This is a genomic window from Pseudomonas fluorescens, assembly GCF_003732425.1.
In the GTDB taxonomy this organism is placed as follows: Bacteria; Pseudomonadota; Gammaproteobacteria; order Pseudomonadales; family Pseudomonadaceae; genus Aquipseudomonas; species Aquipseudomonas fluorescens_BE.
The window spans coordinates 206,956-220,481 of sequence record NZ_MOBX01000001.1 but is presented as its reverse complement, the minus strand read 5'-3'; the positions used below and the strand labels follow the sequence as shown (position 1 = coordinate 220,481).

At 61.3% G+C, this 13,526-nt stretch carries 10 protein-coding genes; 6 read left to right on the top strand and 4 right to left on the bottom strand.

Annotated elements, in window-relative coordinates; all coding sequences use genetic code 11:
* Positions 1-31 precede the first annotated feature (31 nt).
* From ispA to BK670_RS01050, 3 genes are all read right to left on the bottom strand, one after another.
* The gene (gene ispA / locus BK670_RS01060) at positions 32-919 is read right to left on the bottom strand and encodes a (2E,6E)-farnesyl diphosphate synthase (RefSeq protein ID WP_123448278.1); all 888 of its coding nucleotides are present in this window, start codon (positions 917-919) and stop codon (positions 32-34) included.
* Complete coding sequence (locus BK670_RS01055; protein WP_003228627.1) at positions 916-1,158, bottom strand: exodeoxyribonuclease VII small subunit; 243 nt, start codon at positions 1,156-1,158, stop codon at positions 916-918. Before BK670_RS01055 ends, ispA begins: the two co-directional genes overlap by 4 nt.
* A 112-nt stretch (positions 1,159-1,270) precedes the next feature.
* The gene (locus BK670_RS01050) at positions 1,271-2,416 is read right to left on the bottom strand and encodes a Fic family protein (RefSeq protein ID WP_123448277.1); all 1,146 of its coding nucleotides are present in this window, start codon (positions 2,414-2,416) and stop codon (positions 1,271-1,273) included.
* 278 nt (positions 2,417-2,694) lie between these two features.
* Here BK670_RS01050 and BK670_RS01045 point away from each other — a divergent pair, with 278 nt between their 5' ends.
* Genes BK670_RS01045 through BK670_RS01020 form a run of 6 tightly spaced genes read left to right on the top strand, consistent with a single transcriptional unit; the run spans position 2,695 to position 12,890 of the window.
* Positions 2,695-3,486, top strand: a complete 792-nt coding sequence (locus BK670_RS01045; protein ID WP_123448276.1) for a YfaP family protein — start codon at positions 2,695-2,697, stop codon at positions 3,484-3,486.
* Positions 3,487-3,534: 48 nt separating this feature from the next.
* Entirely contained in the window at positions 3,535-5,247 is a 1,713-nt protein-coding gene (locus tag BK670_RS01040) for a DUF2138 domain-containing protein (protein ID WP_123448275.1), read from the top strand.
* Positions 5,232-5,882 (top strand): DUF1175 domain-containing protein, encoded by a 651-nt coding sequence (locus BK670_RS01035; protein ID WP_123448274.1) that lies wholly within the window; start codon positions 5,232-5,234, stop codon positions 5,880-5,882. The genes BK670_RS01040 and BK670_RS01035 overlap by 16 nt, the downstream gene beginning before the upstream one ends.
* Complete coding sequence (locus BK670_RS01030; protein ID WP_123448273.1) at positions 5,879-10,453, top strand: alpha-2-macroglobulin family protein; 4,575 nt, start codon at positions 5,879-5,881, stop codon at positions 10,451-10,453. Before BK670_RS01035 ends, BK670_RS01030 begins: the two co-directional genes overlap by 4 nt.
* A 1-nt stretch (position 10,454) precedes the next feature.
* Positions 10,455-12,074 carry a DUF2300 domain-containing protein gene (locus BK670_RS01025; RefSeq protein WP_123448272.1) on the top strand — a complete coding sequence of 540 codons (1,620 nt, stop codon included), beginning with the start codon at positions 10,455-10,457 and terminating at the stop codon, positions 12,072-12,074.
* A 3-nt stretch (positions 12,075-12,077) separates the two neighbouring features.
* Entirely contained in the window at positions 12,078-12,890 is an 813-nt protein-coding gene (locus BK670_RS01020) for a YfaP family protein (RefSeq protein ID WP_123448271.1), read from the top strand.
* An 8-nt stretch (positions 12,891-12,898) separates the two neighbouring features.
* Here the strand turns inward: BK670_RS01020 and BK670_RS01015 are convergent, their stop codons facing one another.
* Positions 12,899-13,333, bottom strand: a complete 435-nt coding sequence (locus BK670_RS01015; RefSeq protein WP_259697510.1) for a hypothetical protein — start codon at positions 13,331-13,333, stop codon at positions 12,899-12,901.
* Positions 13,334-13,526 lie beyond the last annotated feature (193 nt).

Sequence of the window (13,526 nt, the reverse complement as noted above, 5' to 3'; positions counted from 1 at the left end):
CACGCGTTGGTCTTTTTTGACCGATTGCTGATCAGTGACGCCGCTCGACGATATACCGGGCCAGCTCGCGCAACGGCTCGGCGGCCGCGTCAAACGGTCGCAGGGCGTGCAGGGCCTGATCGCGCAGTTCCAGGGCGTAGGCCTTGGCAGCGTCGAGACCGAGCAGTGCCGGGTAGGTCGGCTTGTCGCGGGCAATGTCGGCACCCTGGCGTTTGCCGAGAGTAGCGGTATCGCTTTCGACGTCGAGGATGTCGTCCTGCACCTGAAAGGCCAGGCCGATGGCCTGTGCATAAGTCTGCAAGGCGCGCAGTTCATCCTGCTCGGCGCGGCCGCTGGCCAGGGCGCCGAGCTTGACGCTGACCTCGATCAGCGCGCCGGTCTTGTGCCGGTGCATTTGTTCGAGGGCTTTCTGATCGAGTTTGAGGCCGACCGAACCAAGGTCGATGGCCTGACCACCGACCATGCCCGCCGGACCGGCGGCGCTGGCCAGCGCGGTGACCATTTGCAGGCGGATGTCGCTGCTGCAGTCGCTCAGGCGCGGGTCGAGCAGGGCGCTGAACGCCAGACTCTGCAAACCGTCACCGGCGAGGATCGCGCAGGCTTCATCAAATTTTTTGTGAGTAGTCGGCTGGCCGCGACGCAAATCGTCGTCGTCCATCGCCGGCAAATCATCGTGAACCAGCGAATAAGCGTGGATCAGCTCAACCGCGCAGGCCGCGCCGTTGGCTTGCTCAGCCTTGCCGCCCAGTGCTTCACACGCCGCGTAGGCGAGCAGCGGACGCACGCGTTTGCCACCGTTCATCACGCTGTAGCGCATGGCTTCGTAAAGACGCGCCAACTCTGGCAACGGCGCGTTGAACAGGGTTTCCAGCGCCGCTTTAACCCGGGTCTGGCTACTCGCCGTATACGCCGCAATCATTCTGGCTGTTCCGCGTCGAAGGGTTCCTCGGCGAGTTCGCCATCGCGCTCCAGCAGCACTTGCACCTTCTGCTCGGCTTGCGCCAGCGCTGCCTGGCAGTCACGGGTCAGGCCGATGCCCTGCTCGAAAGCGGTCAGCGAGTCTTCCAGCGACAATTCACCGTTCTCCAGACGCTCGACCAATGTTTGCAGGTCGGCGAGGGACTGTTCGAAATCCAGTGCAGCTTTTTTGCGGGCCATGGCGGCAGTTTCCGGTTGACGTTAAACCGGCGCGACACTAGCAGATAGGGGGTTTATGGGCAAATGAGCGGGTCACCCCGCAAGGGTAAGAATGGCTGTGTGCTAAGTGAGATTAATGTGCAGCTCGGTCGGGATAGTTGACCTGATAGCGCGTGCTCCGACCACCTCCCGGCAAGCGTTGCAGGCAACCTTTCTCCAGCAACTCTGCAAGATGTCGGGTCGCCGTGGCCTTCGACACTTTAGCCACCGCTTGATATTGTCCGGCGCTGATGCCGTGTTCAAAGCCCCGCTCGCCGCCGTCTAGCAGGCGGTTTAGCACTTTGATCTGCTCCACCGAAAGTTCAGACTCTCGGTGTGCCTGCCAAAAACGCGTCTTGCCCAGCACGCTTTCAATTCGAGAGATGGCTTGTTGCAAACTGCTTAGCAACGTTTGCAGAAACCATGTGAGCCACTCCGTGATATCCAGTGTGGCTTTCTGGCTTGACTCCAGAATCCGATAGTAGCCGGAACGATTCTCCAGAATGCTCGCCGACATCGCGTAGAAACGGATGGCTTGCGCTTCGCCCTGTGCCAGCGCCAGATCAGTGATGGTACGTGTCAGGCGGCCGTTCCCATCGTCGAACGGATGCAGGGTGACAAACCAGAAATGGGCGATGCCCGCGCGTAGCATCGGGTCAAGAGCTGTCTGATGCTTGCTGGCCTCGAACCATTGGAGAAATTGGTCGAGCTGCTGTTCAAGACCTTGGCGTAGTGGGGCTTCGAAATGAACGGTCGGGCGATCAATGCGACCCGAAACTACCTGCATTGGCTCGTCACCGCGTAGCGCGCCCACATGCATTGAGCGCGCAGTAAGGTCAGCCTCTTGATCGGGAAACAGCCACTGATGCCATTCCAGCAAGCGTTCCAGCGTCAACGGTTCGGCAAATCGGCGGGTGGCATCAAGCATAAGCTGCGCCAGACCTTCACTACGTTGGCTGACTTTATCGCCGTCGATAAACTTCAGGCCCAAACGTCGCGCCAAGGATGACCGTACGGAGCCGACATTCAGTTGCTCACCTTCGATGGCCGAAGACGTCACGATATTCTGCAAAAGGGCATCCAGTTCGGTCTGAGCCCCCAAAGAGTCACCTACTGAACCGGCCATACCCATCAACTGACCTTGTGCCTGTACACACTCGCGCAACAACGGCGTCAGGCGTTCTGCCTGCCAGTTGAAGTCGGGCCAATCGGGCTGCTGCCAGATCCAGTGAGTTGCCATTCGTTGCCTGCCTTGAGTCCGTGAGCCGAATAGAAAAGCTATTCGGCTCATTTTGTGAGCCAAATATGACGGCTATTCGGCTCACCGTCCACCGGATTGGCGTGATTCCTACAGTAAAAGCACATGTATCCGATTGTTAAAAAACCACCGAATCGCTAATCTTCGCGCCTTCTACGACCCTACAGTCACGGGTCTTTCAGACGAAACGCAGTTTTCACCGCTGTGAAGTACCGAGGATCGGGTGCAAGGTTTCGTTCAGGCATGGCAGGAGGCATTACATGCGTTCAATTCTTTGGTTGCTGATCGGCCTGGCCTGCGCGCCCGCGCTGCTGGCCGCGCCGACAGCCGAGTTGTCGGAGCCGGTCGGTGGTTGGCGCTATCACGGCCTGCTCGATCGCACGGAAAACCCGCAAGTCGCCTACCCGACGCCGCCGATCGATCGCGGCATCCAGCGCAATCGCACGATGATTCAGGGCCAGCTCAAGGCCCTCGGCCCTATGCGCCCGCCGCACAGCCTCGCCGTGAATGGCAACCCACTGAATCTGTACACCGACGATCAGGGCCGTTTCGCCCGGCCGTACGCGTTCGGCGCCGGCTCCAACAGCGTCGAGGTGATCAGCGCCGAAGGCCAGTCGCTCAAGCGCGTGCAATTTTATGAAGCAAACAATTTGCGCACGCCGGCGCGAATTCGTCTTGTCTTGGGCTGGGACGATCCGAAAGCCGAGCTCGATCTGCACATTGTCACGCCCGACGGTCAGCATGCGTTCTGGGCGCAGCCGGCATTGAGCAATGGCGGTGGTCTCGACCCGGATGGCGTCGACGGCCCCGGCCCGGAAATGTTCACCATGACCGCGCCGCTGCACGGCACTTATCTGGTTTACGTCAACTATTGGGGCAACTTCGGCAACGGCGGCTATAACTTCGAGGAGACCAGCAACCAGAACGAGGTGATCACCTCGCAAATCACGCTGGTGCTCAACGAAAACACCGTCGACGAAAAACGCGAAACGTTCATCGTGCCCCTGCGGGCGATCGGTGATCTGCTGCTGGTCAAGACTTTCAACTATTAAGCATTCCGCCACGGATGAAATCCTGAGCTTTGGGAAATGAGCGAGAAGATGAGCGATAACACTGTTACTTCGGCTGCCGACACGCCAGCGGCCAAACCTTCGCGGCGCTGGCCCTTGCTGCTGGCCGGGTTGTGCCTGGTGGCAGGCGTAGCGGGTGGTTTTGGCTGGCTGCTGCTCAAGCCCAAGGCGCCGCCAGCGGAATTGGCCAGTGACAAGCTCGGCCTGAGCCGCCCGGACGCATTGCTGGAAACCCGCTCGCTGAGCCAGTTGCCCAAGGACCTGCTGACGGTGCCGTTCCTCAAGGCCACGCTGACCGAAGATTTCGTTTTCTATTACGAAACCCATGCTGATCGCCTCGGGCTGATCGGCAGCCTGCGCCGGATCATCTACGAGCATGATCTGAAATTGCAGGACAGCCTGATCGAACAGCTTTTCGATCAACCGGCCGATGTCGCGTTGTGGCGTGGCGCAGATGGGCGCTTGAAGGATTTCCTGCTGGTGATGGATCGCGGCGGTTTGGCGAAACTGCTCGAACCGCTGGCGAAAGTCGCGCTGGATGACACGCAGCTCAGTCAGATGGCCGAACTCAAGGTCGGCGGCGATAGCGTGCCGCTGTACCAACTGACCTACAACGCCAGCAAATCCCTGCTGTTCGCCTCCCACGGCGACAAACTGGTGGTGCTGTCGAACCCGGCCAAGTATTACGACCCGGAAAGCGGCGTATCCGAAGAGTCGGGCCACGTTTCGCCACAGGCGCTGGCGGCACTGCTCAATGGCGAAAAACTCTTCCCCGAAGCGTTCGGTCTGCCGGCGAAAACCCCGGAAACCAAGCAACGCCTGTCGGTGAACTCCAGTGTTCTGGCCATGGGGTATCAGCGCTTTATCCCGAATTTCGCCGGGCTGCGCTTCGACATGGACGACAAGGGCTGGCACAGCTATCTCGCGATGGACGAGCTGGAAAACCAGCCCGACTTCGATTTCAAACCGGTCTGGCAAGCGATGCCGCTGGGCGCCAGTGCCTGCGTGACCCTGCCAGTCGCGGCCGAACCGCAAAAACCACTGCTGGTAAAACTCGGCGCTGAAGAAGCCGTGGCGCAAACCCTCACCGAACACGTGGCCGGCGCGGCAGGCCTGTGCTGGTACGCCGATTCGCGCTTGTACACGCCATTGCTGGTGGCCAGTCTGAAAGACGAGGACAGCAGCAAACTTGATGGCGACCTCGGCAAACTGTTCGGTTCGATGGTCGGCGCGTTCGAAGCCAATGTCGACGAAAACGTGTTCCCGGTGGTTGAGAAGCAAGAAGGCCAAAACCACGTCTGGCAGCGTCAGGTCAGCTCCAACTTTGGCCCTTATGCGGCGAAGACGGCGCAGAACCCGGACGCGATTTCCGGCAAGGCCTTCATGAAAGTAAGCCTCGCCCGTCACGGTTCGACGTTGCTGTTTTCCCTCGACGACAAACTCGTCGACAAGGCCCTCGGCACCCTCGACAAACGCTTCCCGCCGATGGCCGACGTGCTGCCCAAAGACGTGCTGATGCCGATCTACTTTGGCCCGGATTCGATGGCGCAACTGATGCAACAGGAAACCCTCGACAGCCTGCCGCAGGACATGGAACCGGTGTTCTACAACGCTGCGCAAACCTACCTGATCCCGAAACTGCGTACCCTCGGCGGTTATGGCAAATACGCGCTGACCCTGCCGGAAGGCAGCGAGCCTGACGGCCACTGGCAATGGCTGCCGCTGGAATGGAAAGCGCTGTGACAGCATTGATCCGCAGCCTCGGTCTGCTCGCACTGTTACTCAGTGCGGGCGCCCGCGCCGTCGAAGCGCCGGCACTCGATCCGGCGCAATCCCAGGTGTTCCGCGCCTGGTTCGTGCGCATTGCTCAGGAGCAACTGAGCCAGGGCCCGAGCCCGCGCTGGTATCAGCAGGACTGTGCCGGCCTGGTACGTTTTGCCGCCAACGAAGCGCTGAAGGTCCACGACGACAAGTGGCTGCGCAGCAATGGCCTGTCCAATCGCTACCTGCCGCCGGAGCTGTCGCTCCGCGATGACCAGCGCAAGCTCGCCCAGCAGTGGCAGCAGGGCGGCGGCAAGGTCGGGCCGTACGTCAACGCGATCAAACTGATTCAGTTCAACAGCCATCTGGTCAGCCGCGACGTGTCGCAGGCCCGGCCCGGTGACTTGATGTTTTTCGATCAGGGCGACGACCAACACCTGATGATCTGGATGGGCCGCTACATCGCCTATCACACCGGCACCACCCCCCCCACTGACAACGGCATGCGTTCAGCAAGCCTGCAGCAACTCATGACATGGAAGGACACCCGATGGATACCCGACGCAGCCAACCCCAACTTCATCGGCGTCTATCGACTGAACTTTCTCTCCCAATGACCGGTGCCCGCATGTTGCGTATCTGTTCCCGAATTCCTCTGCTGCTGGCGTTGTTGCTGCCACTGGCCACCGTCAACGCTGAAGATTCGGTCGAGCCGAGCGGCTACACGCCGGTTTCGGGGGAGAGCTTTTTCCTGCTCGCCGACAGCAGTTTCGCTGCCGATGAACAGGCCATGGTGCGCCTCGAAGCGCCGGGCCGTGACTATCGTCGCTTCCGCATGGAACCTTACGGCGGCGCGGACATTCGCGTGTACCGCATCGACAAGCCGCTGGATTTCCTCAAGCGCCAGAAGAACCTGCATCGCGTGGTCAGCGACGGCCAGTTCAAAGGCGAAGGGCTGTCCAACACCCTCGCGTACCTGTGGGACAACTGGTACCGCAAATCCCGTCGGGTGATGCAGCGCGCGTTCTCCTATGAGTCGCGCAAGCAGGTCACCGAGGAAGTGCCGGAACTGAAGATGGGCAACGCCATCGCCGCGCCGACACCCTACGACGCGCAGCCGCAATTTGCGCTGATCCCGGGTCTGCCGGTGGTCAGCCAGTTCCGTTATCCGCTGTGGCAGGCCAAGCCGATTCAACCGCCGGCCGGGGTCAATCTGGCCGGGTCTTCGAGCGATTTCGTCAGTGTCGCGCCGGGTAACGTTTATATCCCGTTGGGCAATCTGAAGCCGGGTCTGTATCTGGTCGAGGCGCTGATCGGCAAATACCGTGCGACCACCATGGTGTTCGTCTCCAACACCGTCGCGGTGAGTAAGATTGCCGGTGATGAATTGCTGGTCTGGGCCGCGCGCAAACACGAAGGCAGTTCGGTGCCGAAGGTCAATGTGCTGTGGACTGACGGCCTCGGCGTGATGAGCAGCGGTGCCACCGATGCCGATGGTTTACTGCGCCTGAAGCACGTCAGCCCTGAGCGTTCGTTCGTCATCGGCGAGGACGAAGAGGGCGGGGTGTTCGTCTCCGAGAACTTCTATTACGACAGCGAAATCTACGACACCAAACTCTACGCGTTCACCGACCGGCCGCTGTATCGCCCCGGTGACTGGGTGTCGCTGAAAATCGTTGGTCGTGAATTCAAAAATGCGCGGGATTCGGTGTTGCCAGGCGCGGCAGATGTCACGGTCAGCGTGCTCGACGCCACCGGTACCGAGTTGCAACACCTCGACCTGAAACTCGATTCGAAGGCCGGCACTCAGGGCCGCTTCCAGTTGCCGGACAATGCCGTGGCCGGTGGTTACGAGATTCGTTTCAACTACAAGGATCAGGCCTACAGCAGCGCTTTCCGAGTGGCGGAATACATCAAGCCGCACTTCGAAATTTCGCTGAATCTGGCCAAGCAGGATTACCGCACCGGCGAACCGGTGAAAGGCAGTCTGGTGCTGCTCTACCCGGACGGCAAACCGGTGGCCAACGCCAAACTGACCCTGAGCCTGCGTGCCCAGCAACTGTCGATGGTCGACAACGAGCTGCAATACCTCGGGCAATTCCCGGTGGAATTGACCAGCACCGAACTGACCACCGACAGTAAAGGCAACGCGACCCTCGATTTGCCGGCGGCCGATAAACCGAGCCGCTACATGCTCACCGTGTTCGCCAGCGATGGCGCGGCGTATCGGGTCAAGACCACGAAGGAAATCCTCATCGACCGTGGCGCGGCGAGCTTCCGCCTGAGCGCACCGCAGCGCTTCAGCGCAGTCAAGGACAAAGTCGCGTTCAGCTACGCCAACGAGGGCGGCACCGAACAGAGCAAAGCGGTGACGCCGAGCACGTATGGCTGGGTGCGTCTGGAAGACCAGAGCACCGGTGAAGGCAAACTGGCGGCGACGGACAAGGGCTTCAGCATTGCCTTCGAACGTCCGGGTACTTACAACCTGACCTTGAAAGATCAACACGGTCGCGTCCTTGGCGCCACCGGTCATTCGGTCACTGGCGATGGCGTCAAAGCCGTGCCGGGCACTGTGGAAATCGTCCTCGACAAGCCTGAGTACAAGGCTGGTGATGAAGCGCTGGCGCTGATCACCTTCCCGGAACCGGTCAGCGATGCATTGCTCTCGCTGGAGCGCGACAAAGTCGAAGCCACCGCGCTGCTGGCCAAGGGCGGCGACTGGTTGAAACTGGAAAAACTCAGCGACACCCAATATCGCGCGCGCATCCCGGTGAAGGATAACTTTGCACCGAACCTGACCTTCTCCGTGCTCTACACCAAGGGTGGTCAGTACAGCTTCCAGAACGCCGGGATCAAAGTGATCGCGCCGCAAATCGACGTGGCGATCAGCACTGACAAAGCGGTGTATCTGCCGGGCGACACGGTCACGGTTGACTTGACCACGCAGTTCGCCGGCAAAGCGGTACCGGCGCATCTGACCGTCAGCGTGGTCGACGAAATGGTCTATGCGCTGCAACCGGAAGTCGCGCCGACCATCGACCAGTTCTTCTATCACCCGCGCCGTAACAACGTGCGCACCAGCGCCAGCCTGTCGTTCATCAGTTACGACGTCGCGTTGCCGGGCAGCCCCGGCGCGCCGGGCAAAGCCAACCGCAGCGAGCGTGGGGTGAAAGTGCTGGAGCGTCCGCGTCGTGAAGACGTCGACACCGCCGCATGGCAGCCGGAGTTGTTGACCGGTGCTGACGGCAAAACCCGTTTCACCTTCAAGATGCCCGACTCGCTGACCCGTTGGCGCATCACCGCTCGCGCGATCGCCGATGATGGTCAGGTCGGCCAGAAGAAGCAGTTCGTCCGTTCGGAAAAACCGCTGTACTTGAAGTGGAGCGGGCCGAGCAAATTCCGTAAGGGCGATCAGCCGCAACTCGGCGTGTTCGCGTTCAGTCAGGCCGAGAAACCGGTCAAGGCTGAACTGGTCACGCACTACGCGGGCGCCGAACAACGTCTGCCGGTAACCCTGAACAACGGCATCAATTACCTGGCGCTACCGGCGTTTGCCTTGGCGTCGGGTGAGTGGACCGCCGACCTGGTGCAGGACGGCAAAACCGCTGACTCTCTCGCCGTGCGCCTGAGTGCGACCGGTGACGGCTGGCAAGTCACGCAGACGCAAAGTCTTGATGTCGCCAGCGGTGACACACCGTTGAGCCTGCCGGCCGACGCCACCGATATTCGCCTGCGTCTGGATGACAGTCCGCAAGCGCTGTTCCGTTCGGCACTCGATGATCTGCTCAGCTATCCGTACGGCGGCGTCGAGCAGACGGCCAGTCGTTTGCTGCCGTTGAGCATTGCCTATCCATCGCTGGCATCGAATCCGCAGACTCGTGATCGCTTGCGTCTGATCATGCAAAACAGCCGGCTGCGGCTGGTGCAAATGGCCGGACCTTCGGCGAGCTTCACCTGGTGGGGTTACGATGGTGAGCCGGATGCGTTCCTTACTGCGTACGCCTATTACGCCGACTGGAATGCCAGCCAGGTTCTGGAGCTGACCCTGCCGCCGGAGCACTGGCAGCGGGTGTTGGAGGTTTACGCCAAGCAAGCGCCGAATACACCGTTGCTGCAGCGCGCGCTGATTCTGTCGTTCGCCAAGCAGATGCATCTGCCGGTGAACACCTTGCTTAGCGGCTTGATGGAGGACCTGGCCAAGGTCGGTGAAGGCGACGCCGAAACCCTGATGGACGACGGCGAAGACAGTCTGGTGATGAGCGACCCGGATTCGGCGCTCGGTCTGGCGGCGGCGCGGGTATTGACCGCTTCGTTGGCCACGCAGTCGAAAGTTGCCTTGCCGGATGCGTTCAATCGTCAGCTAGGTGCTGCGCAACAGCGTCTGGCGGTCAGTTCGCAGCCGTTCGCCGAGGCGCTGAACCTGTCGCTGCAAGCGTTCGATCAGGCACGTGCGACGGCGTTGTTGCAACGATTGCTGCCGCAGCAATCGACCCTCGAACGTGCGTTGGCGCTGACCTGGCTGCAACGCAGCATCGCCCAGGCTTCGCCGACCATCGCGCTGATGCCGGGTGAAGGCTGGAAGAAAAACTACGGTACAACCGGTGAGATGTACTGGACTTGGCAAGGCGCCACTCCGGTGCCGAGTGTGCTGACGGTGTCCGGCACGCAAGAGCGTCCGCTGCGCGCGGCGCTGAGTTTCCAGACCCAGCAACCGGCGGTCGATCCGATGGCCGTGACCATCACCCGTCGCCTGTCGCGACTGGTGCCGGGCGACGAAGCGTTCACCTTCAAACTGGAGCCGGTCGGCAGCAAGCCGCTGTCCAGCGACAGCCTGTACCTGGACGAAGTGATCCTCACCAGCAAAGCGCCGAAACCGCTGCGCTACGGCATGCTCGAAGTGCCGCTTCCGCCGGGCGCCGATGTCGAGCGCACCACCTGGGGCATCAAGTTACAAGGCAAGGACGGCACCGAGCCGACCGCGCTGGAGAAGGCGCGCTTCGAACCGGGGCAGTTGGCCTACGCGGTGCCGGTTGATGCGCTGAGCGGCGAATTGCGCCTGCGCCATCTCGTGCGCTTCTCACAGAAGGGCCAGTTCAACCTGCCGCCGGTGCGTTTCAAGCAAGTCTACGCGCCGCAGCATCAGGCCCAGGAAGCGAAAGCCGCCCTCGGTCAGGTCACGGTCAACTGACATGAACCGGCCGCTGCTGTGGCTGCTGATGTGTGTGATACCTGCGCTGGCGACGGCGCAGGATGAGCCGTTGCGCGTGGCCTATAAGGGCGAGTTGTTGTCGTTGAATCAGACGCAACTGATCGCCCGCGAGTCCTTGCCGGCGACGCTCGATACACCCCTGGGCAGCCTGTGGAAATTGTTTGTCTACGCGTGGCTGGTCGATACCGGTGCGCGCGAGCCGGCGTATGAATGTCGCGGGCAGTCGAAGGAAGAGGTTTATTGCTGCTCGGCGGGCGGCAAGATCGAGCGTGATCAGGCGTTGGTAAAATCCTGCGGGTTGTACTTTGAGCCGGCGCGGTTGGGCATCGCTTCTGCCGATTGGCGCACGTATTGGCAGGCGCGGCAGGCGCCGTCGTGGTTGCTCGATTTACCGTCGGTGCAACCGGCTACTCGGGTTTCGGTGGCTGACTTGCTGAAGGTGTTGTCGGTGTTGCCGGCGCAAGATCAGATGCGCCGCGTATTACTCGACGTGGTCCTGAACGCGGCTGACGGCAATGTCGTCGGCGAACTCGGAGGCCGCCTGCGGGTGAAAACCTGGAGCTGGCTCGGCGATCAGGACCCGCAGTCGCGCCAGGGTGGTTTCGCTGGTTGGACGGCAGACGGCTCGCCGGTCTGGGCGGGCGGGCGTGGCACCAGTCAGATGGTCTTGCGCCATTATGGGCAGGCGTTGGCGACGGTGTTGCCAGCGGCATGGCCGGCCGAGGCGGGGCGTTGTGTTGAAGTCGGACTGTTCTCGCGCTACCCGGTCACGCGGGTTTTGGCTGGCGAGCGCCCGGCGACTTCCGGCCCGCTGCAAGGCGACTACCGCGTCGAATTCGCCAACGGCAACGCGCTGGATATCCATAGCGACGGCGAACTGTTTCTGCTCAACGACAAACTCGTCGCAAGGCTTGATCGCGAAGAATACGTCGCCCGCGTCCTTGAGCGCGAAGCCAAACCCGAACCCGCCGAAGCGGCCAAAGCGTTGGCGGTGGCAATCCGCACTTATCTGCTGCAAAACGCTACGCGCAACGGCGACTGCCTGAGCATCGACGACAGCAGCAACCGCCAGCGCGTCGCCCCGCGTCCTGCTTCGCCCGAATCGCGCAACATCGCCGCATGGACTGCCGATCTGGTACTGGCCGGCAGCACCGTCACCTATCACTCCGACCAACCCGGCCCGGACAAACTCGCCTGGCAACAAGCCGTCGAGCAGGCCAACGCCGGCCAGCGCTACGACGCGATTCTGCTGCACGCCTATCCCCGCGCCAGCCTCAGCCGCTGGGACAACCCCGTCGCCTCCTGCGAAGCGCTGCCCGCTGCGCAAGACTGGCTGCAGAAACAGCGACGCGGTTGGCGTCCGACGCTGGAAAGCGAAACCGGCTACAACGAAGTCAGCACCTTCGCCGTGTGCAAACTGGCTTTCGGTCGGCCCTTCGTCGATCGCGAACGCCAACGCATCTACGTACGCGGTGTGCTGACCCTGCAGGATCGCCTCGACCTGACCCACGAATATCTGCACCTGGCCTTTGAAGCACATCCCAACGGCCAGGATGAAACCTACATCGAAGGGCTCGCCCGTCATCTTTTGCTGGAATAGACCATGACACTCCGTTATCCGCAGGTCTTGCTGCTGCTCTGCACCTTGACTGCGCTCTCGCCGGCCATCGCTGCCGACGGCGTCAAACTCGACACCCCGGTCGGCGGCTGGCGCAGCGGCGCCCCGGAAGGCGAGGGCGAAAGCTTCCGCCAGACCGTCAACTACCCGGCCTCATCGGTCAACACCCCGGTCGGCCAGGCCAACACCGCCCGCATCAGCGGCGAGATCAAAGCGGCGCGGAAGGACAACGAACCCGGCCGCCTGATCGTCAACGGCGTGAGCATGCCGCTGAAAATCGACGACAGCGGCCGCTTCGACCGCCCGTTCTCCTTCCCCAACGGCAGCAACAGCGTCGAAGTGCGCAGCCCCGATGGCCAGCAACGCCACCGCACGCAATTCCTCAACACCAGCGGCGGCGCCACCCCGGCCAAATTGCGCGTGCTGCTGGCCTGGGACAGCGACGGCACCGACCTCGACCTGCACCTCATCACCCCCGACGGCGCCCACATCTGGTACGGCCACCGCAGCGCCGCCAACGGCGCGGCCCTCGACGTCGACGTCACCACTGGCTACGGCCCGGAAATCTTTGCCATGCCGGCGCCGATCAAGGGGCAGTATTTGGTGTATGTGAATTACTACGGCGGTGGCTATCGCGGGGATGATGAGGGTGGGGATGAAGCGGTACAGGCACTGACCACGGCGCAGGTGACGGTGATTACTGAAGAGGGGACGCCGAGCGAGAAGATGGAGACGTTTTTGATCCCGATGCGGGCGGTGGGCGAGCTGACGTTGGTTAAGGCGTTCAGTTATCCGTGAAGCTTCGGTTATTTGGGGAATACACCGCAGAGCGCATTGCCCTGATATCCGTGAACTACCGGCCCCAGCACCATCAACGGGCCGCAAGCGTAGAACGGAGATGCCACTTTTTGCTCTGAGTTGAGCAAAACCACTTCGTTGCCAAATTCGTCGTTGCCGAAGGACTGTTCTACGTACGACGTACACACTGGCAACTTCAACGGCACAGGAATCACCAGCGCCCATACCGTGATACCGCACCATTCTCGAGTGGGTATCGATCTATCGGTCCTAGTGATATTCGGCTTAATCGAGCGTGCGCTGAGGGCTTTATGCTCATCTGTTCTGAGCGTGGTTTTCTCCGGCAGGGCCACGATGGCTCCGACGCAGCCAGAGAGGAAAAAGCCTAAAACGGCAGTCAAAACGGCTGATTTCAGAACAGAGTGGTAACTGGCGAGCTGCACGTTTTACTTTCCTTGTAAGCGTGTGGGCGGCTGACGGAGCACTTTCTTTCAGGCATTAAAAAGCCGGCTTGTGGCCGGCTTCTCGGGGACTGGCTTGGTTTATTTTTGGTAAACCGCGCCAGCCTTCAAAACGTACATCCGGATCTGCGTCCGGCTGTGGGACTTGGTCAGACGTTGGTCTGCCGCGTCGGGC